Consider the following 21,153-nt stretch of genomic DNA (forward strand, 5'->3'; position numbering starts at 1 on the left):
TGTCCGATTCCCGGCCGAAGCGGGTCAAGCACTTTCCGCTTTCCAGTTCTTCGCTTTCGCGTTTCCCTTTCCGGCGATATCCACTTTACCAGACCGTCTGCGCGCCGTTTCCGGCTCGTACGCGAATCCAGCGACCCGTGGACCAGGCCTTTTGCCTTTCGGCGGACCCGACTTTATCAGAGAGTCTGAGTCGGATTTCCCGCCCTGTAGGAGCTGGATCCGGGCACGAGCGCGCCGGGTGCTTCCCGTTCAGGCGGAGACGTAAACGTACTGGAGCGGGGCTCCCCGATGCAAATCGGGGAGCCCCGCTCCAGGTCGGGCGCGGTACGGGTCAGACCTCGACGACCACGGGAAGGATCATCGGGCGCCGGCGGTAGGTGTCGGACACCCACTTGCCGACGATGCGGCGGATGAGCTGCTGGAGCTGGTGCGGCTCCAGCACGCCGTCCTGGGCGGACTTGTTCAGAGCGTCCTGGATCTTGGGCACCACGGCGCCGAAGGCGCCGTCGTCGATGCCGGACCCGCGGGCCTGGATGTGCGGACCGCCCACGATCTTGCCGGAGGCGCTGTCCACCACGAGGAACACGGAGATGATGCCCTCGTCGCCGAGGATGCGCCGGTCCTTGAGGGACGTCTCCGTGACGTCGCCGACCGAGAGGCCGTCGACGTACACGTACCCCGCCTGGACCTTGCCGACGATCTTCGCCTTGCCGTCGATCAGGTCGACGACCACGCCGTCCTCGGCGATGACGATGTGGTCCTTCGGCACGCCGGTCAGCGCGCCCAGTTCGGCGTTGGCCCGCAGGTGGCGCCATTCGCCGTGGACCGGCATCAGGTTCTTCGGCTTGCAGATGTTGTAGAAGTACAGCAGCTCGCCGGCCGAGGCGTGGCCCGAGACGTGCACCTTGGCGTTGCCCTTGTGGACGACGTGGGCGCCCCAGCGGGTCAGACCGTTGATGACGCGGTAGACCGCGTTCTCGTTGCCCGGGATCAGCGACGACGCCAGGATCACGGTGTCGCCTGGGACGATCCGGATCTGGTGGTCGCGGTTGGCCATCCGGGAGAGTGCCGCCATCGGCTCGCCCTGCGAACCGGTGCAGACCAGCACCACCTCGTCGTCCGGCAGGTCGTCGAGGGTCTTCACGTCGACCACCAGGCCGGCCGGGACCTTCAGATAGCCCAGGTCGCGGGCGATTCCCATGTTGCGGACCATCGAGCGGCCGACGAAGGCGACTCTGCGGCCGTACTCGTGGGCGGCGTCCAGGATCTGCTGGATGCGGTGCACGTGGCTCGCGAAGCTCGCCACGATGATGCGCTTGTTGGCGTTGGCGAAGACCGTGCGCAGGACGTTGGAGATGTCCCGCTCCGGCGGGACGAAGCCCGGCACCTCGGCGTTCGTGGAGTCGGAGAGCAGCAGATCGATGCCCTCCTCACTCAGTCGCGCGAAGGCGTGCAGGTCGGTGAGGCGGCCGTCGAGCGGCAGCTGGTCCATCTTGAAGTCGCCGGTCGCCACGGCCATGCCGGCCGGGGTGCGGATGGCGACGGCGAGCGCGTCCGGGATGGAGTGGTTGACCGCGACGAACTCGCAGTCGAACACGCCGATGCGCTCCCGGTGGCCCTCGCTGACCTCCAGGGTGTACGGACGGATCCGGTGCTCCTGGAGCTTCGCCTCGATGAGGGCCAGCGTCAGCTTGGAGCCGATGAGGGGGATGTCCGGCTTGAGGCGCAGCAGGTAGGGCACGCCTCCGATGTGGTCCTCGTGCCCGTGCGTGAGGACGATGCCCTCGACGTCGTCGAGCCGGTCCCGGATGGTGGTGAAGTCCGGCAGGATCAGGTCGATGCCGGGCTGCTCCTCCTCCGGGAACAGGACGCCGCAGTCGACGATGAGCAGCTTGCCGCCGTACTCGAAGACCGTCATGTTCCGGCCGATCTCGCCGAGACCGCCGAGCGGCGTGACCCGCAGGGCGCCCTTGGGGAGCTTCGGCGGGGTACCGAGTTCAGGATGCGGATGACTCAAAAGACTCTCCTTACCACGCACGCCACGTACCGCTCGGGCACGTGGCGCGTGTGTCATTCGTGCACTTGCTGTTGGTCAGGTCTGGGTGCGAGCGGACTCGCGTATGCCGTTGTGCGGTGCTTATTCGGTTGTGAAGTCCGTGGTTACAGCTCTACCCCGCCGGCGGCCAGATCCGTCTTGAGCTGTGCCGTCTCCTGGGCGGTGAGTTCCACCAGGGGAAGGCGCAGCGGGCCGGCCGGGAGGCCCTGCAGGGTGAGGGCGGCCTTGGTGGTGATGACGCCCTGGGTGCGGAACATGCCGGTGAAGACCGGCAGCAGCTTCTGGTGGATCTCCGTCGCCTTCTGGACGTCGCCGCCGACGTGCGCCTCCAGCAGGGCGCGCAGTTCGGGCGTGGCGACGTGGCCGACGACCGAGACGAAGCCGATCGCGCCGATGGAGAGCAGCGGGAGGTTCAGCATGTCGTCGCCGGAGTACCAGGCGAGGTCTGACTGGGCGATGGCCCAGGCCGCACGGCCGAGGTCGCCCTTGGCGTCCTTGTTGGCGACGATCCGGGGGTGTTCGCCGAGGCGGACGAGGGTCTCGGTGTCGATCGGGACGCCGCTGCGGCCGGGGATGTCGTACAGCATCACGGGCAGGCCGGTGGAGTCGGCGATCGCCGTGAAGTGACGGAACAGGCCCTCTTGCGGGGGCTTGTTGTAGTACGGGGTGACGGCGAGCAGGCCGTGCGCGCCGGCGCGTTCCGCGGTGCGGGCGAGCTCGATGCTGTGGCGGGTGTCGTTGGTGCCGACGCCGGTGACGACGTGCGCCCGGTCTCCGACCGCTTCGAGCACGGCCCGGACGAGCTGCTCTTTCTCCGCGTCGCTGGTGGTCGGGGACTCGCCGGTGGTGCCGTTGACGACGAGGCCGTCGTTGCCTGCGTCCACGAGGTGGACTGCGAGCCGCTGGGCGCCGTCGAGATCGAGCGCGCCGTCCGCCGTGAAGGGCGTGACCATAGCGGTGAGGACCCGCCCGAAGGGGGTCTGCGGAGTGGAGATCGGAGCCATGGGTAACACGCTACTCGTTACTCAGCGCGAGGTGGTCCCTCGGGGGACGGGATGTAGGACCCGGCACTGCCTGCTCGGGGGTTCAAGCAGTGCCGGGTCCGTTTGATCAGCCTAGATGAACTTCACGAAACGCCGCAATACGGACACCGCTTAAGGGGCTACCCGTCCGTTTTTGTTGAAGGCGGCATGAGTGAGGGGCATGAGACGCGCCCAGTGCTCCTCCATCGCCTCGCCGACCATCTCGATCTCGCGCTGCGGGAAGGAGGGGACGGCCGCCAGCTCGTGCTGGGTGCGCAGGCCGAGGAAGTGCATCAGCGACCGGGCGTTGCAGGTGGCGTACATCGACGAGAACAGGCCGACCGGCAGGACCGCGCGGGCCACCTCGCGGGCGACGCCCGCGGCGAGCATCTCCTGGTACGCCTCGTAGGCGCGGAGGTAGCTCTCCTCCATGACGCGGCCGGTCAGCTCGGACTGGGCCTCGGTGCCCTCGACGAACTCGTACTTGCCGGGGCGGCCCTGCTGGACCAGCTTCCGCGACTCGCCCGGGACGTAGAAGACCGGCTGGAGCTCCCGGTAGCGGCCGGATTCCTCGTTGTACGACCAGCCGACGCGGTGCCGCATGAACTCGCGGAACACGAAGATCGGGGCACTGATGAAGAACGTCATCGAGTTGTGCTCGAAAGGACTGCCGTGGCGGTCGCGCATCAGATAATTGATGAGACCCTTGGAGCGTTCGGGGTCTTTGGTGACCTCTTCCAGCGACTGTTCGCCCGCGGTGGAGACACGGGCGGCGAACAGGACGTCGGCGTCGCCGGCCGCGTGCTTCACCAGCTCCACGGTGACATCGCTGCGGAAACTGGGCTTCGCGGGCTCGGGGGTGTCGCTCACCGGCGGGGTCCTTCCAATTGCTTCGCTCGGGCGGCGTCCACTCTACGGGCCGCGACGGACACCTCCGTCAGCTCCGTCCGGGTGCCGATTCGAGTTTCTTCGCGATTCCGGGCACCGATCACGCTTCCCGTACGTCTGACTGTGCAGTGGTATCCGTCACTTTTCCAAGGAGAGTTCCCTTCATGTTCCGCCGGCGTGAATCCGTCCCGTTCTCGTTCGTAGCCGAGGCCGAGCGGTTCCGCAGCAATGTCACTCCCCCTCCCCGGCCGCGCGCCAGCGTCTCCGAACGCGCCGGCGGTTATCTCGTCGGACTGACCGTCGTCGCCGGCCTGGTCGGCTCCCTCCTGTTCGGGCTGCCGGCTCTCGGCACCGATTCCTCGTCGAACGGTCAGCAGTCGGAAGCCTCGCAGGGCCGCTGACTCGTACGGACCCCCTGGGGTGGTCGGTTCGGCCCCACCCTCGGTAGCCTCACCGGGCACAGCAAGATGAGCGTGCTTCTGAGTGAGGATCAGTCGTGCCCCTGCCCTTTCTGACGGCCGACCGCGCATTCGACACGGAGGCGGCGGACGACGCCGCTCTGCCGTTCGACGATCACGACGGCTGGCGGCGTCCCTACCGCCCCGGTCCGTGGCGGGTCGCCGCCGCCGCCGGTGCGCTGCTGCTGGCGTCGTTCGTACTGCTCGCGGCCCTGATCACCGGTGTCGCCGGCTCCTCTGCGGGGGCGCTGGCGTGTCTGGTGCTGGCGGCCGTGATGATCGGCGGCGCGCTGCGGCTGCTGCGGGTCGGTGCCTGGGTGAGCCGGCACGGCGTCCGGCGCGTCGGCTTCTTCCGCACCACCACGGTGCCGTGGGACGGGGCCCAGGCCGTCCGCACGGTCCAGCAGCCGGTCAAGTGGCTCGGCCTGCCCCGCACGGTGCAGGGCCAGGCCCTGGTGGTCGTCCGCAAGGGCGGCGACCAGTTGCCGCCCCTGCTCACGGACCACAACGCGGACTTCCTGGCGCGGGCCGAGGCCTTCGAGCGGGCCACGGACACCGTGGAGGCCTGGGGCGACGAGTACCGCCGCCCGTAGCCGCCGCCGTGCATGGCGGAGGGCCGGTCACCACCCGCGGGTGGTGACCGGCCCTCCGCCATGCACGGGCCGCTCTGCGCGCGTCAGCCGCGGACGGGCTGCCCCGCCCGGTGCAGGGCGATGGCGCGCTGCATGGCCTTGCGGGCGCGGGGTGTGTCGCGGGCGTCCTGGTAGGCCACAGCCAGCCGGAACCAGCAGCGCCAGTCGTCCGGGGCGTCCTCCGCCTCCTCCTTGCGGCGCGCGAAGACGGCGTCGGCGGAGTCGCGGTCGATCCGGCCGGACGGGGTGCGGACCAGTTCGTCCACGGGCAGTCCGCCCTCGGCGTCCAATTCGGCCGCGAGGGCGTTGGCCCGGCGGACGAACTGGGTGTTCTTCCAGAGGAACCAGACGCCGATCACCGGCAGGATCAGCACCGCCAGCCCGAAGGCGACGGTGAGCACGGTGCCCTCCCGCAGCAGGAGGACGCCGCGGCTGCCGGCCAGGACGAAGTAGAAGACCAGGACGACGGCGGTGACGACGTAAGTGATCTTTGCGCGCATTGGGGTGGGCCCCGTCAGTTCAGGTCGAGGAAGTGTTCCAGGCCGAAGGTGAGGCCGGGAGTGGTGGCCACGCGGCGGACGCCGAGCAGGATGCCCGGCATGAAACCGCTGTGGTGCAGGGAGTCGTGCCGGATGGTGAGGGTCTCGCCCTCGCCGCCCAGCAGGACCTCCTGGTGGGCCAGGAGGCCGCGCAGCCGTACCGCGTGGACCGGCACGCCGTCGACGTCCGCGCCGCGCGCGCCGTCCAGGGCGGTGGCGGTGGCGTCGGGCTGCGCCCCTAGTCCGGCCTCGCGGCGGGCCGCGGCGATGAGCTGCGCGGTCCGGGTGGCGGTGCCGGAGGGGGCGTCGCCCTTGTTCGGGTGGTGCAGCTCGACGACTTCCACCGACTCGAAGAAGCGGGCGGCCTGCTCGGCGAACTTCATGGTCAGGACGGCACCGACGGAGAAGTTGGGGGCGATGAGCACCCCGGTCCCCGGTGAGGCGTCCAACTGCGCGGTGAGGTGGGCGAGCCGCTCGTCGTTCCAGCCGGTGGTGCCGACGACCGCGTGGATGCCGTGCCCGACGCAGTAGTCGAGGTTCTCCATCACCGAGGCGGGCGTGGTCAGTTCGACGGCGACCTGGGTGCCGGAATCCTTCAGGGTCTCCAGCGAGTCGCCGCGGCCGAGGGCGGCCACCAGTTCCATGTCCTCGGCGGCCTCGACGGCCCGTACCGCCTCGGAGCCGATGCGGCCCCTGGCGCCGATGACGGCTACGCGCAGCTTGCTCATGTGCTCTGCTTCCTCGATCGGATGGTGAGGGCGGTGCGGGTCAGGAGACCGCGTCGTGGAGGCGGTCGGCCTGCTTGTCCCTGAGCGGTCCGATGACGGACAGCGAGGGCCGGTGTCCGAGCACCTCGGCCGCCACCGAGCGGACGTCGTCGGGGGTGACGGCCGCGATCCGCTCCAGCATGGTGTCCACCGACATCTGCTCGCCCCAGCACAGCTCGCTCTTGCCGAGGCGGTTCATCAGGGCGCCGGTGTCCTCCAGGCCGAGGACGGTGGAGCCGGAGAGCTGGCCGACGGCGCGGGCGATCTCCTCGTCGGGCAGCCCTTCGGAGGCGACCCGGTCGAGTTCGTCGCGGCAGATCTTCAGCACGTCGTGGACCTGGCTCGGGCGGCAGCCCGCGTACACGCCGAAGAGGCCGCAGTCGGCGAAGCCGGAGGTGTACGCGTAGACGCTGTACGCCAGGCCGCGCTTCTCGCGGACCTCCTGGAAGAGGCGGGAGCTCATGCCGCCGCCGAGGGCGGTGGAGAGGACCCCCAGCGCCCAGCGGCGCTCGTCGGTGCGGGCCAGTCCCGGCATGCCGAGGACGACGTGGGCCTGTTCGGTCTTGCGGTTGAGGTGCTCGACCCGTCCGGCGGTGCGCAGGGTGCGGACGCCGGAGCGCGGCGCCGACGGGGCGACGGCGGCGGAGGACAGGGCGCCGGCGCGTTCGAACGCCTTGCGGACCCGGCGCACGACCGTGGCGTGGTCGATGTTCCCCGCCGCGGCGACCACGAGGTTGGACGGGTCGTAGTGCTTCTTGTAGAAGCGGGCGATCTGGGCGCGGCTCAGACCGTTGACGGTGTCGACGGTGCCGAGGACCGGGCGGCCGAGGGGGGTGTCGCCGAGCATGGTGTGCGCGAACAGGTCGTGCACGCAGTCGCCCGGATCGTCCTCGGTCATCGCGATCTCTTCGAGGATGACGCCGCGCTCGGCGTCGACGTCCTCGGCGTTGATCAGCGAGCCGGTCAGCATGTCGCAGACGACGTCGATGGCCAGCGGCAGGTCGGTGTCGAGGACCCGCGCGTAGTAGCAGGTGTACTCCTTCGCCGTGAAGGCGTTCATCTCGCCGCCGACCGCGTCGACGGCGGCGGAGATGTCGAGGGCGCTGCGCTCGGCGGTGCCCTTGAAGAGGAGGTGTTCGAGGTAGTGCGTCGCGCCGTTCAGCGAGGGGGTCTCGTCGCGCGAGCCGACGTTGGCCCAGATCCCGAAGGTGGCGGAGCGTACGGAGGGCAGCGTCTCGGTGACGACGCGCAGGCCGCCGGGGAGCACGGTGCGGCGGACCGTGCCGATGCCGTTGACGCCGGGGATGAGCGTTTGGGTACGGGCGACGGCCCGCGCCTCCGAGGAGGCGCGGGCCGTCGTCACGGAACTACGGGACGTCACTTGGAGGCGTCGTCCTTCTTCTCGTCTTCTTCGCCCTCGATGACCGGGATCAGGGAGAGCTTTCCGCGGGAGTCGATCTCGGCGATCTCGACCTGGACCTTGGAGCCGACCGCGACGACGTCCTCGACGTTCTCCACGCGCTTGCCACCGGCGAGCTTGCGGATCTGCGAGATGTGCAGCAGGCCGTCCTTGCCGGGCATGAGGGAGACGAACGCGCCGAAGGTGGTGGTCTTGACGACCGTACCCAGGTAGCGCTCGCCGACCTCCGGCATGGTCGGGTTGGCGATCGCGTTGATCGTGGCGCGCGCGGCCTCGGCCTGCGAGCCCTGCTGGGCACCGATGTAGATGGTGCCGTCGTCCTCGATCGTGATGTCGGCGCCGGTGTCCTCCTGGATCTGGTTGATCATCTTGCCCTTGGGGCCGATGACCTCACCGATCTTGTCCACCGGGATCTTGACGGTGATGATCCGCGGGGCGTTCGGGGACATCTCGTCCGGGACGTCGATGGCCTCGTTCATGACGTCCAGGATGTGCAGACGCGCGTCACGGGCCTGCTTCAGCGCGGCGGCCAGGACCGAGGCGGGGATGCCGTCGAGCTTGGTGTCGAGCTGGAGCGCGGTCACGAACTGCTTGGTGCCGGCGACCTTGAAGTCCATGTCGCCGAAGGCGTCCTCCGCACCGAGGATGTCGGTGAGGGCGACGTAGTGCGTCTTGCCGTCGATCTCCTGGGAGATGAGGCCCATGGCGATGCCGGCGACGGCGGCCTTGAGCGGCACACCGGCGTTCAGCAGGGACATGGTGGAGGCGCAGACCGAGCCCATGGAGGTGGAGCCGTTGGAGCCCAGCGCCTCGGAGACCTGGCGGATCGCGTAGGGGAACTCCTCGCGCGACGGCAGGACCGGGACGATGGCGCGCTCGGCGAGCGCTCCGTGGCCGATCTCGCGGCGCTTGGGCGAGCCCACGCGGCCGGTCTCGCCGACGGAGTACGGCGGGAAGTTGTAGTTGTGCATGTAGCGCTTGCGCGTCACCGGGGAGAGGGTGTCGAGCTGCTGCTCCATGCGGAGCATGTTGAGGGTGGTGACGCCCAGGATCTGGGTCTCGCCACGCTCGAACAGCGCCGAGCCGTGCACGCGCGGGATGGCCTCGACCTCGGCGGCGAGCGTACGGATGTCCGTGACGCCGCGGCCGTCGATGCGGACCTTGTCCTTGATGACCCGCTCGCGGACGAGCTTCTTGGTCAGCGCGCGGTAGGCGCCCGAGATCTCCTTCTCGCGGCCTTCGAAGGCCGGGAGGAGCTTCTCGGCGGCGATCTCCTTGATGCGGTCCAGCTCGGCCTCGCGCTCCTGCTTGCCGGCGATGGTGAGCGCCTTGGACAGCTCGGAGGAGACGGCGGAGGTGAGCGCCTCCAGGACGTCGTCCTGGTAGTCGAGGAAAACCGGGAACTCGCCGGTGGGCTTGGCGGCCTTGGCGGCGAGCTCGGACTGGGCCTTGCAGAGCGCCTTGATGAAGGGCTTCGCGGCTTCCAGACCGGCGGCGACGACCTCCTCGGTGGGGGCCTCGGCGCCGTCCTTGACGAGCTGGACGGTCTTCTCGGTGGCCTCGGCCTCGACCATCATGATCGCGACGTCGCCGTCCTCCAGGACGCGACCGGCGACGACCATGTCGAAGACGGCGTCCTCGAGCTCGGTGTGCGTCGGGAAGGCGACCCACTGGCCCTTGATCAGGGCGACGCGGGTGGCGCCGATGGGGCCGGAGAAGGGCAGGCCCGCCAGGATCGTCGACGCGGAGGCGGCGTTGATCGCGACCACGTCGTACAGGTGGTCGGGGTTGAGCGCCATGATCGTCTCGACGATCTGGATCTCGTTGCGCAGGCCCTTCTTGAAGGAGGGGCGCAGCGGCCGGTCGATCAGGCGGCAGGTGAGGATCGCGTCCTCGGAGGGGCGGCCCTCGCGGCGGAAGAAGGAGCCGGGGATCTTGCCGGCGGCGTACTGCCGCTCCTCGACGTCCACCGTGAGGGGGAAGAAGTCGAGCTGGTCCTTGGGCCGCTTGGAGGCGGTGGTGGCCGACAGCACCATGGTGTCGTCGTCCAGGTACGCGACGGCGGAGCCGGCGGCCTGCTTGGCCAGGCGGCCCGTCTCGAAGCGGATGGTGCGGGTGCCGAACGTGCCGTTGTCGATCACGGCTTCGGCGTAGTGGGTCTCGTTCTCCACTAGTGATATCTCCATACTCGTCGTCTTTCGTCCCCCGGCCCGTGTGGCGGAGGGGCGGTATGGAGAAGCGCCCGTGGTGCGGGCCGGTCTTCGATCGAAGCACCCGGGCGTTTTCCCGGGGGCCACTACCGAGGACCGGCGGCGGCGGAGGGGCGCTTCCCCTCGTGCGGCAATGCTGCCGGGGCTGCCTCATCGGTGGTGCTCGCCCCGGTCGTACTGGTGGTGCCTGTTCAGTTGTCGTGCGTCCAGGTTACTGACCCGGGGGCCGTCGGCGCACGTACGGCAAAGGGAGCGGCCCCCTGAAGGCGGGAACCGCTCCCTCTCACCGCGTGCTTACTTCGCGCCGCCGGCCGCGCCGCGGCGGATGCCGAGGCGGTCGACGAGGGCGCGGAAGCGCTGGATGTCCTTCTTGGCCAGGTACTGAAGGAGGCGGCGACGCTGGCCGACCAGGATCAGCAGACCACGACGGGAGTGGTGGTCGTGCTTGTGCGTCTTGAGGTGCTCCGTCAGGTCCGAGATCCGGCGGGAGAGCATGGCGACCTGAACCTCGGGGGAACCGGTGTCACCCTCCTTCTGGGCGAACTCGGTCATGATCTGCTTCTTCGTAGCGGCGTCGAGCGGCACGCGTACTCCTCTTGATGTTCGAAGCGCCCACGAGTGCCCCTGGTCTGGATCTCAGGGGAGCTTCCGTGACTCGGAGGCGAAGGTCCGATGGGCGCTGTCCCCAGAACGAACCGGGAACGCGTACACAAACGGCCACCGCACAGACTACCAGCCGCCCGGGTGACCCCCGGCCACGGCCCCGGGCGGGGCCGCGGGAGGCGGATCAGCTGGTGAGGGAGCGGATGGAGGTGTACACGTCGAACACCGCGAGGCACAGGGGCACCAGCGTGAGCAGCACGAACGTCTCGGCGATCTCCAGGAACCGCCCCCAGAAGGGAGTGACGCCGCGCCGCGGCACGATGAGGCCGATCGCGATGATCAGGGCGGCGGTGCCGGTGACGGCGGCGGCCAGCCAGATCGTACGGATGTCGAGGGCGGTGCTGTCCCCCTTCAGGGCGTCGACGACGATCTCCGTCGGCGGATTGAGGCAGAGGCCGAGGCCGAGCAGTACCAGGGCGCCGAGTCCGGCGGCCAGCGCGCAGCCGACCTGGGCGGTGTAGCGGAACAGGTGGGCGCGCATCAGCATCGCGCAGCCGGTGGCGAAGGCCAGCAGTTGCGCCCAGACGTCCGAGGAGAAGCCGAGGACGGCGGCGGCGGCCACCGCGACCATCGCGCAGCCTCCGGCGAGGCCCACCAGCAGCTCGTGGCCGCGCCGGGCCTGGGCGGCGATCCGGACGGCGTCGACCGGGCCCTGCGGGGCGGGCTCGGCGGTGCCGTAATCGCCGCTGGTGGTGCGGGGCGGCTCGAAGCCGATGGGGAGCCGGGCGAAGCGGGTGGAGAGTCCGGGCAGGAATCCGAGCGCCCCGACCGAGAGCGGGGCGCAGACGGCCGCGGTCTCGACGGGCTCCAGACCGGTCATGATCGCGAGGAAGGTGACCAGGACGCCCACCGCCGACGCGAAGACGAACGCGACGAAGGGCCCGTCGCCGGTGGGGGCGACGATCATGAGGACGACCGAGGCGAGCAGGACGGCGACGCAGGCGAGCAGGAACTGCAGCCTGCCGATGCCCTCGCCGGCGCCGGGCGCCAGCAGCCCCGAGCCGGCGACGGCGGCGTTCGCCAGCGCGCCGACGCCGAGGGCCACGGCGGAGCCCCGGTCGTCGTAGATCCGGGCGCGCACACCGGCCACGGCCAGCAGCAGGACGCCGACGACGGCGGCGAGGACCCCGGGCAGGCCGTGCATGTCGTGGCCGGGATCGGCGTTCCACAGGACGAAGGCGAGCAGCGCCAGCAGCACGGAGCCGCCGAAGAGCCCGGCGCCCCGCATGAGGGCGTCGCCCCACAGGGTGCGGTCGCGGGCGACCGCGGAGGCCACGGCGTCGGAGACGTCGTCGAAGACGGCGGGCGGCAGCGACTCGGAGAAGGGGCGCAGGGAGAGGAGTTCCCCGTCGAGGATGCGCTGGTGGGCCAGGGTCCGCGCACTGTCGAGGACGGTGCCGTCGCGGCGCACGAGGTGGTAGCCCACCGGGGCGCCCTCGGCGGGGCTCTGGCCGGAGAGCCGGAGGATCTCGGGGTAGAGGTCGGCGACGGCGATGTCCTCGGGGAGGGCCACGTCGACGCGGCTGTCGGGCGCGACGACGGTCACGCGGCAGAAGCCGGTCCCGTCGCCGGCCGGAATGCCGGGGCCGGTGCGGCCTGGTCCGGTGGTCGCCGCTCGGGTCGTCGTGGTCACCTGTCGCTCCCCCTCGTCGCGTCTTTCGCGCGCTTTTCGTTCGCTCCCGCCGCGCTCGCGCGCCCCGTCCCCATTGGCCGGTTTTCGGGCGGTAGTTCGCGGGTGCGTACACGCGTCGCGCTACCCTACCGCTCTCCGCCGGCCCCCTCCGTCAGTAGGATCCTTGCCCGGGCAGGGCCCGCCGCCACGGGGGCGCGGGGAAGGAAATCTTCTGTCGGGCAAGGGAATTGGTGAGCCGTGAGCCAGATCGTCGTCAAGCGCCCACCGCGCGCGCTGCCCTCCGAAGTACCGGACGCGCAGGTGCAGTTGCAACCCCCTCCGGAACTGCCCCGTGGGCAGCAGGAGGGGGCGATGATGCAGTTGCTCCCGATGCTCGGGATGGGCGGCTCGGTCGTCTTCTTCTTCATCACGCCGAACCCGATCATGCGGATCATGGGCATGGTGATGATCGCGTCGACGGTCGCGATGGCGATCTCCATGCTGGTGCGCCACCGGCGGGGCACCCAGGGCCAGCTCGCCGACATGCGGCGCGACTACCTGAAGTACCTGACGCAGACCCGGCGCGAGGTCCTGCGCACGGCGCGGCTGCAGCGCGACGCGCAGTTCTACCTGCACCCGTCGCCCGAACAGCTGTGGGCGCTGGTCGCCGAGGGCAGCCGGGTCTGGGAGCGGCGGGTCGGCGACGGCGACTTCGGGCAGGTGCGCATCGGGCTGGGCAGCCAGGAACTCGCCACCCCGCTGATCCCGCCGCAGACGGCGCCGGTCGACGAGCTGGAGCCGCTGACGGCGGGCGCCATGCAGCAGTTCCTCACCACGCACTCCACGCTGGACGGGCTGCCGATGGCCGTGTCGCTGCGCGCCTTCTACCACGTGACGGTCAGCGGTGACCCGGAGTCCGTGCGGGCCGCGACGCGGGCGATGATCGGCTCACTGGCGTCGCTGCACTCCCCCGAGGACCTGATCGTCGCCGTGGCGGCGGACCGGGACGCGGCTCCCGCGTGGGAGTGGGCGAAGTGGCTCCCGCACGTGCAGGCGCACGGGTCCGCCGACGGGGCGGGCACCCGGCGCCTCATCTCGACCAGCGCCGCCGAACTGGAGGAACTGCTCGGCGGCCGGCTGGACGGCCGGCCGCGGTTCCAGCCGGGCGGGCAGCCGCTGCTGGACCAGCCGCACCTCGTGGTGGTCCTGGACGGCGAGTCGGTGCCGCCGATGTCGGTCCTGGCGTCCCCGGAGGGCGTCCAGGGCGTCACGGTCGTCGAGGTCGTGCCCGGAGAAGTGACCGGTGCGCGCGGCGGGCTCTCCGTCGTGGTGCACCCGCAGACGCTCCAGCTGGAGTCGGGGCACGGCCTCGTCTACGAGGGGGTGCCCGATCTGCTGAGCTACGAGACCGCCGAGGCGCTGGCCCGACAGCTCGCGCCGTTGCACGTGGCGGCCGGCGGGGACGACGACGAACCCCTGCTCGCCAACCTGGAGTTCACCGACCTGCTGAACCTCGGGGACGCCGCGTCGGTCGACGTCGGCAGGACCTGGCGGCCGCGCTCGCAGGCGGAGCGGCTCCGGGTCCCGATCGGGGTCGGCGAGGACGGCACGCCCGTGATGCTGGACCTCAAAGAGGCGGCGCAGGAGGGCATGGGACCGCACGGGCTGTGCGTCGGCGCGACCGGTTCCGGCAAGTCCGAACTGCTGCGCACCCTGGTACTGGGGCTGGCGGTCACGCACTCGTCGGAGACGCTGAACTTCGTCCTCGCGGACTTCAAGGGCGGCGCCACCTTCGCCGGAATGGCGCAGATGCCGCACGTCGCGGCCGTCATCACCAACCTGGCGGACGACCTGACGCTGGTCGACCGGATGGGTGACTCCATCCGCGGCGAACTCAACCGGCGCCAGGAGATGCTCCGCGACGCGGGCAACTACGCCAACATCCACGATTACGAGAAGGCCCGCGCCGCGGGCGCCGCGCTGCTGCCGATCCCCTCGCTCGTCCTCGTCATCGACGAATTCAGCGAACTGCTCACCGCCAAGCCGGACTTCATCGAGATGTTCGTGCAGATCGGGCGCATCGGCCGTTCGCTGGGCGTCCACCTGCTGCTGGCCTCGCAGCGCCTGGAGGAGGGCCGGCTGCGCGGCCTGGAGACGTACCTGTCGTACCGGATCGGTCTGCGTACCTTCTCGGCGGGCGAGTCGCGGGCGGCGATCGGGGTGCCGGACGCGTACCTGCTGCCGAACGTGCCGGGTTCCGGCTATCTGAAGTACGGCACCGACGAAATGGTGCGGTTCAAGGCCGCGTACGTCTCCGGGGTGTACCGCACGGGTGCCGAGCGGGCGTCCGTGGCGGGCGGCCCGCTGCCGGTGGACCGCCGGCCGGTCGCGTTCACGGCCGCGCCGGTGCCGGTGCGGTACGTGGAGCCGGCTCCGCAGCCGCGGGTGCCGGAGGCCCGGACTGCGGAGGACGACGCGCTGGCCGACACCGTGCTGGACGTGATCGTGCGGCGGCTGGAGGGCCGGGGCGCGTCGGCGCACCAGGTGTGGCTGCCGCCCCTGGACAACCCGCCGTCGCTGGACGAACTGCTGCCGGGCCTGTCGCCGGTGCGGGGCCGCGGGCTGACGCAGCCCGGATTCGAGGGGGCGGGGCGTCTGGTGGTCCCGCTCGGCGTGGTCGACAAGCCGTACGAGCAGCGGCGCGACACGCTCTACCGGGACTTCTCGGGCGCGGCCGGCCACATGCAGATCACCGGCGGTCCGCAGTCCGGCAAGTCCACGCTGCTGCGCACGCTCATCGCCGGTTTCGCCCTCACCCACACCCCGCACGAGGTGCAGTTCTACGGCCTCGACTTCGGTGGCGGCGGCATGTCCTCGGTCAGCGGGCTGCCGCACGTCGGCGGGGTCGCGTCCCGGCTCGATCCGGAGCGGGTGCGGCGCACGGTCGCCGAGGTGTACGGGATCCTGACGCGGCGCGAGGAGTACTTCCGCAGCGCGGGCATCGACTCGATCGGCACGTTCCGCAGGATGCGGGAGCGCGGCACGGTGTCGGTGCAGGACCAGCCGTGGGGCGACGTCTTCCTGGTCATCGACGGGTGGGGCAACTTCCGTTCCGACTACGAGGGCCTGGAGGCGGCGGTGCTCGACATCGCGGCGCGCGGCCTCGGTTACGGCATCCACCTGATCGTGACGGCGTCGCGGTCCATGGAGGTCCGGGCCAACCTCAAGGACCACCTGATGAACCGGCTGGAGCTGCGGCTCGGTGACGTCATGGACTCGGAGCTGGACCGCAAGGCGGCGGTCAACGTCCCGGCCGGGGTGCCGGGGCGCGGCCTGACCCCGGAGAAGCTGCACTTCATGGCGGCGGTGCCGCGGATCGACGGCATCAACTCCGACAGCGACCTCGCGGAGGCCACCGCGGCCATGAACCAGGAGGTCTCCCGCCACTGGACGGCCGCGCCGGCCCCCGCGGTGCGCCTGCTGCCGCGCGAGCTCCCCGCGTCCGCGCTCCCGCCGGGCCACGCCCGCCCGGAGCGCGGCATCGCCTTCGGCATCGACGAGAACGCGCTGGAGCCGGTCTTCCTGGACTTCGAGCACGACCCGTTCCTGCTGGTCTTCGGCGAGAGCGAGTCCGGCAAGTCCAACCTGCTGCGGCTGCTGATCAAGCAGCTGACCGAGCGGTACGACGGCGACACCTGCAAGCTGTTCGTGATCGACAACAGGCGCTCCCTGCTGGACGTCACCCCGCCGTCGCACCTGGCCGAGTACGTGCCCATGTCGAACAACATGGAGCACCACATGGAGGCGCTGCACGACCTGATGCAGCGCCGCACCCCGTCGGCGACGGTCACGGCCCGGGAGCTGCGGGAGCGGAGCTGGTGGCGCGGCCCGACGGTGTACGTGGTCGTCGACGACTACGACCTGGTGTCCACCTCCAGCGGCAACCCGATGTCGCGCCTCACCGAACTGCTGCCGTTCGCCCGCGACGTGGGCGTGCGCTTCATCATCGCCCGCAATACGGCGGGCGCGAGCCGCGCCTCGTACGAGCCGTTCGTCCAGCGGATGACGGAGCTGGGCGCGCAGGGCATCGTGCTGTCCGGCGACCCGGCCGAGGGCGACGTCCTCAACAACGTGCGCCCGCGACCGATGCCGGCGGGCCGGGGCGTCTTCGTGACCCGGCGCCGGGGGAACCCGCTGGTGCAGACGGGGCTGGTGGACGGGGAGCGGTAGCAGGCGGTCGCCGGGCGCGGAGCGTCCGGCGCACGACGACGGCGCACCCTCCGGTGTCGGAGAGTGCGCCGTCGTCAGGTCACCGGGGACCGGGTGGGCACCTCCCGCACGTGCCCACCCGGTCCTGCCGGGCCGTGTGCCTACATGAAGTTCTGCGCGGCCCGCCTGTCGCCGCCCTGGTAGGCGGGGGCCGCCTCGCGCACGGCGCGGGCGATGGCGGCCAGCGAGTCGTGGATCGCGCGGGCGTCCTTGTCCCAGCCCGCCTGGGCGGCGTCGTACGCGCCCTTGGCCTCGCCCTGCCACAGCTCCGAGACCGAGGCGATCTCGTGCTTGATGGCCGCGAGGTCGGCGTCGAGCCGCTTCGACTGCGCCTCGATGGTGCTGGCGGCCTGCTCCAGGCTGGAATAAGTGACAACGGTCGAGCCGTCGTTGTTCGACATCTGGTCCTCCGATGCGTGAGGGGATCGAGGTGGTGCGGTGGTGACCGCTACGGCGTGCGCCGCAGGATCAGAACTTGCTGAGGTTCGAGACCGCGGCGGTCGCGGCGGCGTCGCCGGAGTAGCCCTCGACGACGTCGACGCCCTGGAGGGCGGCCTTGACCTCGTCCTCGGTGTTCCCGGAGATGGTGCGGGCGGCCTTGATGGCTTCCTGGAAGTTGAGAAGCCGGTTGCCGATCGAGACCATGTTCCGGTTGATCGCTTCCTGCTTCTGGTTGAAGGCGCCGGCGCCGATGCCCTTCCAGGCGCCTTCCAGGCTGTCGATCGTCGCCTGCAGTTGCCTCAGCTGACCCTTGACGGAGTCGAACCGGGTCGAGAGCTCGTTCTCCAGCCGGATGAGACTGTGTTCTGTGACCTTCTGATCTGCCATGGACCTGACTTCCTTTCGGGTACTTCTGCTGCTTCTGCTTCTGCAAAGACCGGCTGGTGCAGCCGGAAGCTCGTGTGCGCCGCTGCCGCCGGGCGGCTCGCCGCTCCGGGACCTGCGGCCCCCGGCCCCGCAGGGCGGGTGTCCGGGCGGCTCTTGTGCCGGGCGGGCCGCAACCCGGCTTTGCCGTCGTTCACTTCACGAGAGCCTGCCACGGCACCGAGTCCGCCGTCGGCGGGCCGGTGGGAGCTGTGACGAAGCTGATGCGAAGGCGACGGGAGGGGCGGCCGGGAGACGGCCGGGGCCGTCACGCACCGCGCCGCCTGCGGACGAGGAGGACCGCTCCCCCGACTACCACCACCACGGCGAGGGCCACGCCCGCGATCAGACCCGCACCGGGTCCGTCGTCGGCCGCGTCCGCCGCGACCGTGTCGCCGGCCGCCGGTGCGTCCCGTTCAGCCGCCGGGGACGCGGGCGCCGACCCCGTGGGGGAAGCCGCCTGCGCCCCGGCCGTCTTCTCGTCGGTGAGCGGGCTGACGTCCGGGTCACCGGGGTCGCCCTTGCCCTTGAGGATGTTCATCGACGGGCGGATCAGGCCGTGGCCGAGGTACTTGCTCAGCGTGCCGTCCTCCCAGTCGCGCGCCGCGGTGTCGAAGAGGACGTTGAGCACCTGGTTGGCGGTCCAGTCGGGATGGGCGGACCAGACCAGCGCGGCGGAACCGGAGGCGATGGCGGTGGCCTGGCTGGTGCCGCCGGCCTCGGGGCAGTACTTCTGGAACGTCTCGTCGCACCAGACCGGGACGTCGACACCGGGCGAGGCGATGTCCACCAGATTGCCGTTCTGCGCGAACTCGCCCACGGCGCCCTCGCTGTCGGCCGCGGAGACGCCGACGACGTCCGGGTAGGCGGCGGGGTAATGCTCCTCCTTGTTGCCCTGGAGAGCCCCGTTGCCCACGGAGGCGAAGATCAGCTTGCCCTTGCTCCGGGCGTACTCGGTTGCCGCGCGCTCCCGTTCCATCGCGTAGTCACTGCCCATGGAGATGCTGATGATCTTCGCGTCGCTGTCGGCCGCCGCACGAATGGCGTCCGCCCAGTCGGAGGCGTTGGAGGAATGCGCCTTCTGGAACTCCGCCGTGCCGACACGCATCGGCAGGATCTTCGCTGCGGGGGCCACCCCCTGGAGGCCTCCGCTCTTCCCCGTGCCGGCGATGAGCTCGGCCATGCTGGTGCCGTGGCCGTCGTAGTCGTCGTTCTCGTCGCCGTCGGCCCCCGTCGCGTCGAGTCCCTTGAGTACCTGGCCTCGGAGCGACGGGGTGTCGGGGTTCACCCCCGTGTCGATGACCGCCACCGTGACGCCCTCGCCCCTGGCCGTCTTCCAGATGTCCTCCATCTGCATGGCCTTGAGGTACCACTGCTCCGAGCGCGTGTCCGCGACGGCGGACGGCGCGGGGCCGGCGAGGCCGAGACCGCATGCGAGGGCGATGGTCAGCGCGGCAACCGGCCGGCGCGCGGCGCGCGGCCGGTGGCGCGTGCGGAGGGGGCTCGTTCCTGCGGTCATCCTGGCTTCCGTACCTTCCACGTGCCTACTCGATCACCGGCGGTACGGCTCCGCGCCGGCCTGCCGTCCAGGTCTCTTCGTCTTCTGTCAGGTAGTCGGGCCGGGCCGACGTCTCGTTCTCTTCCTCGTCGTCGTTCTCCCGGCGGCCGGCCGGGCCTCGTACCAGTCCCGCTCCGCCGGCCGTGAAGCCCTTGCCGCCGGGCCGCCCGCCCGAACCGGGACGGGGGTTGCCGACCACGCCGTTGGTCCCCGGCGTGCCCCGGCCGGCCTGCTTCGCGGGCGCGGCCGCGTTGCCGACGACTCCGCGCTGTCCGGCGGGCGATCCGGGGGCCCGGCCCTGCCCGGCACCCGGTGCGCCGACGACCGTGCCGCGGGCGCCCGCCGTTCCCGCTCCGGACGCGGTGGGGCGCTGGGGGGTGCCGCCGACGATGCCGCTCCGTCCCGCGCGCGGCGCCGAGCCCGTTCCGGCACCCGCGTGTCCCGCGACCGGGCGGCCACCGGTCACGCCGGAGCGTCCGGCGGCGGAGGCTCCGGTCCCGCCGGCGGCACGGCCCACGGGCGAGGAGGTTCCGCCGGTGCCCCCGGTGACTCCCCCGGCCCGTCCGGTCGCCGACGCGCTGGTGCCGCCCGCCCCCGACCGGCCGACGCCCCGCGCGGGGGCAGTGGTTCCGGTGGCGCGGGACGAAGCGCCGTTGCCCCGGCCGGGGTTGCCGAAGGCGCCCACGGGCGGGAGCGGTGCGGTGGTGCCGGTCGTCGGACCGCCCGTGGCGGTGGGGGCGGTCGGCAGTGCCGGTCCCGTGGCCGTGGGGGCGGTGGGGGTGGCGACGCTGTCGATCACGGTTCCGGTGCTGCTGTCCGGAGAAGGCCTGACAACGCCGAGAGCGTCGGGTCCCACCCGCGCCGCGCCGGTGGTCGTGCCCTCGTTGATCGTCCCGCGTACGGCGTGTTCGTCGGCGCCGCGGCCCCTGGCGAGGGTCTGGTCCGAACCTCCGGAGCCTTCCGGGGCGTTCCAGCTGTCGCCGTCCCCCGTGGGCCGCGGCATCGCCACGTCCAGCTTCTGCCCGAACGTCGGCGGTTCCTGGGCGGCGAGGGCCTGTTCGGAGACGGCGTAGTACGAGGCCAGCCGGTTGGCCTGGTTGATGGCCTCCTGGCGGTGGGCCTCGACCCGCTGCGCGGCGGTGTACTCCGCGTTCCCCTCGACGCGGGCGACCACCGGGATGTCCTCGACGTCCTTGCGGACGAGGCGGTCGTCGCGCGGCGGGAGGCTGTTGCGGACGGAGGCGAGGCCGGTGCCGGCGACGGTGATCTGGGTGGCCGCGGCGTCGGCGAAGTCGCTGAGGCGGGTGGCGTGGGCCACCAGCCCGGCGCCGTAGTCGCGGAAGGCGGTGTTGGCCTCGCCCTTCCACTCCACCGCGGCGAGGTTGCCCTCGAGTTCGGTCGCCGCCTCCTTGATCGCGTCCCTGGCCCTGTAGAGCGCCCGGCCCGCGCTTTCGAGATCGGCCGGGTCGGAGTTCTCCACCAGGTCGATCATGGAGTTGAGGTCGTGGCCCTCGAACGAGGTGCGCCCGGCGGGCTGGAACGAGCCGAAGAAGCCGCCCATCACCTCCCGGGCCCGCTCGGTGAAGTCGGTGACGACGAGCTGGGTGCGCACGCGTCCCTGGTCGTACGCGTGCTGTTCGGCGGGGGTCATCTCCGGCTGCGTCTCGTCGCTCATTCGGCTGCCCACCCCGCGTCGGACTTCTTGTCGTCGTTGCGCGGCCCGGACGACGCGCCGCCCTCGGCGCGGTCGCGCCCGGCCTCGCGGTCGATGCGTGCCTGGATCTCGTAGAACCGGCGGCGCATGTCGTCGTCCACGTCGTCGTAGCCGACCGCGGCGGCGTACACGCCGATGCTGAGGTACTCGATCTGGTCGCCGAGCGAACGGGAGAGCGAGACCAGCGACTCGTGGACGCGGTTGTACTGGGTGTAGAGCCCGTCCGCTTCCGCGAAGCCGGCGTTCGAGCCGCTGAAGGAGGACCGGGACACCCGCTGGGCGGCGACCGTGGTCCCGCCGGCCGCCGATCCGTCGAAGTCGGCGAGGAGCGCGTCGACCTTCTTCTTGAACTTCTCCAGCGCGCCGACTCCGCGCTCCAGGTCCGCCGTCTTTTTGGTCGGGCTTCCTCCGCCACCGTCAGCTGCGAGCACGGTGCTCCGTCCTTCCCCCGTCGTTCCCCGTTTGCTCCGACCGCATTCCG

Annotated in this window: 17 protein-coding genes; 3 read left to right on the top strand and 14 right to left on the bottom strand. The window is 71.1% G+C overall.

All coding sequences use genetic code 11. The annotated features are described in order from the left end of the window. Window positions 1–331 precede the first annotated feature (331 nt). From Q0994_RS12840 to thyX, 3 genes are all read right to left on the bottom strand, one after another. Window positions 332–2,017, bottom strand: coding sequence for a ribonuclease J (locus tag Q0994_RS12840; RefSeq protein ID WP_299533092.1), 1,686 nt, complete (start codon window positions 2,015–2,017; stop codon window positions 332–334). 143 nt (window positions 2,018–2,160) lie between these two features. Continuing rightward, on the bottom strand, window positions 2,161–3,060 hold the full coding sequence (dapA, locus tag Q0994_RS12845) for a 4-hydroxy-tetrahydrodipicolinate synthase (protein WP_299533094.1): 900 nt from the start codon (window positions 3,058–3,060) through the stop codon (window positions 2,161–2,163). A gap of 150 nt (window positions 3,061–3,210) precedes the next feature. Beyond that, a complete protein-coding gene (gene thyX / locus Q0994_RS12850) occupies window positions 3,211–3,948 on the bottom strand; it encodes an FAD-dependent thymidylate synthase (protein ID WP_299533096.1) in 738 nt (245 codons plus the stop codon). Window positions 3,949–4,130: 182 nt separating this feature from the next. On the opposite strand from thyX, the gene Q0994_RS12855 reads away from it, so the two are divergent. Together Q0994_RS12855 and Q0994_RS12860 are read left to right on the top strand one after the other, a co-directional pair. Continuing rightward, window positions 4,131–4,367, top strand: coding sequence for a hypothetical protein (locus tag Q0994_RS12855; protein ID WP_299533098.1), 237 nt, complete (start codon window positions 4,131–4,133; stop codon window positions 4,365–4,367). Between the two features lie 95 nt (window positions 4,368–4,462). Further along, entirely contained in the window at window positions 4,463–5,017 is a 555-nt protein-coding gene (locus Q0994_RS12860) for a hypothetical protein (RefSeq protein ID WP_299533101.1), read from the top strand. Between the two features lie 83 nt (window positions 5,018–5,100). Here the strand turns inward: Q0994_RS12860 and Q0994_RS12865 are convergent, their stop codons facing one another. The 6 genes from Q0994_RS12865 to eccD all read right to left on the bottom strand — a co-directional run bounded on the left by Q0994_RS12865 (window position 5,101) and on the right by eccD (window position 12,288). Beyond that, window positions 5,101–5,556 (bottom strand): hypothetical protein, encoded by a 456-nt coding sequence (locus tag Q0994_RS12865; RefSeq protein WP_299533104.1) that lies wholly within the window; start codon window positions 5,554–5,556, stop codon window positions 5,101–5,103. 14 nt (window positions 5,557–5,570) lie between these two features. After that, the gene (gene dapB / locus Q0994_RS12870) at window positions 5,571–6,323 is read right to left on the bottom strand and encodes a 4-hydroxy-tetrahydrodipicolinate reductase (RefSeq protein WP_299533107.1); all 753 of its coding nucleotides are present in this window, start codon (window positions 6,321–6,323) and stop codon (window positions 5,571–5,573) included. Window positions 6,324–6,363: 40 nt separating this feature from the next. Next, on the bottom strand, window positions 6,364–7,743 hold the full coding sequence (locus Q0994_RS12875; protein WP_299533110.1) for a pitrilysin family protein: 1,380 nt from the start codon (window positions 7,741–7,743) through the stop codon (window positions 6,364–6,366). After that, window positions 7,740–9,953 (bottom strand): polyribonucleotide nucleotidyltransferase, encoded by a 2,214-nt coding sequence (locus tag Q0994_RS12880; protein ID WP_299534121.1) that lies wholly within the window; start codon window positions 9,951–9,953, stop codon window positions 7,740–7,742. Before Q0994_RS12880 ends, Q0994_RS12875 begins: the two co-directional genes overlap by 4 nt. Window positions 9,954–10,286: 333 nt before the next feature. Further along, window positions 10,287–10,577 (bottom strand): 30S ribosomal protein S15, encoded by a 291-nt coding sequence (rpsO, locus tag Q0994_RS12885; protein WP_018551846.1) that lies wholly within the window; start codon window positions 10,575–10,577, stop codon window positions 10,287–10,289. Window positions 10,578–10,779: 202 nt separating this feature from the next. Beyond that, on the bottom strand, window positions 10,780–12,288 hold the full coding sequence (gene eccD / locus Q0994_RS12890) for a type VII secretion integral membrane protein EccD (RefSeq protein WP_299533120.1): 1,509 nt from the start codon (window positions 12,286–12,288) through the stop codon (window positions 10,780–10,782). A gap of 237 nt (window positions 12,289–12,525) precedes the next feature. On the opposite strand from eccD, the gene eccCa reads away from it, so the two are divergent. Continuing rightward, entirely contained in the window at window positions 12,526–16,497 is a 3,972-nt protein-coding gene (gene eccCa / locus Q0994_RS12895; RefSeq protein ID WP_299533122.1) for a type VII secretion protein EccCa, read from the top strand. A 140-nt stretch (window positions 16,498–16,637) separates the two neighbouring features. On the opposite strand, the gene Q0994_RS12900 is transcribed toward eccCa, so the two are convergent. The 5 genes from Q0994_RS12900 to Q0994_RS12920 form a co-directional block, all read right to left on the bottom strand. Next, window positions 16,638–16,937, bottom strand: a complete 300-nt coding sequence (locus Q0994_RS12900; RefSeq protein WP_299533124.1) for a WXG100 family type VII secretion target — start codon at window positions 16,935–16,937, stop codon at window positions 16,638–16,640. Between the two features lie 67 nt (window positions 16,938–17,004). Beyond that, window positions 17,005–17,364: a WXG100 family type VII secretion target gene (locus tag Q0994_RS12905; RefSeq protein ID WP_299533126.1), complete on the bottom strand. Its 360-nt coding sequence runs from the start codon at window positions 17,362–17,364 to the stop codon at window positions 17,005–17,007. 304 nt (window positions 17,365–17,668) lie between these two features. Continuing rightward, entirely contained in the window at window positions 17,669–18,919 is a 1,251-nt protein-coding gene (locus Q0994_RS12910; protein WP_299533129.1) for a S8 family serine peptidase, read from the bottom strand. Between the two features lie 25 nt (window positions 18,920–18,944). After that, window positions 18,945–20,633 (bottom strand): WXG100 family type VII secretion target, encoded by a 1,689-nt coding sequence (locus tag Q0994_RS12915; RefSeq protein WP_299533131.1) that lies wholly within the window; start codon window positions 20,631–20,633, stop codon window positions 18,945–18,947. Beyond that, entirely contained in the window at window positions 20,630–21,103 is a 474-nt protein-coding gene (locus tag Q0994_RS12920) for a hypothetical protein (protein WP_299533133.1), read from the bottom strand. The genes Q0994_RS12915 and Q0994_RS12920 overlap by 4 nt, the downstream gene beginning before the upstream one ends. Window positions 21,104–21,153 lie beyond the last annotated feature (50 nt).

The sequence above is a fragment of the uncultured Streptomyces sp. genome (assembly GCF_947488945.1).
Classification (GTDB): domain Bacteria; phylum Actinomycetota; class Actinomycetes; order Streptomycetales; family Streptomycetaceae; genus Streptomyces.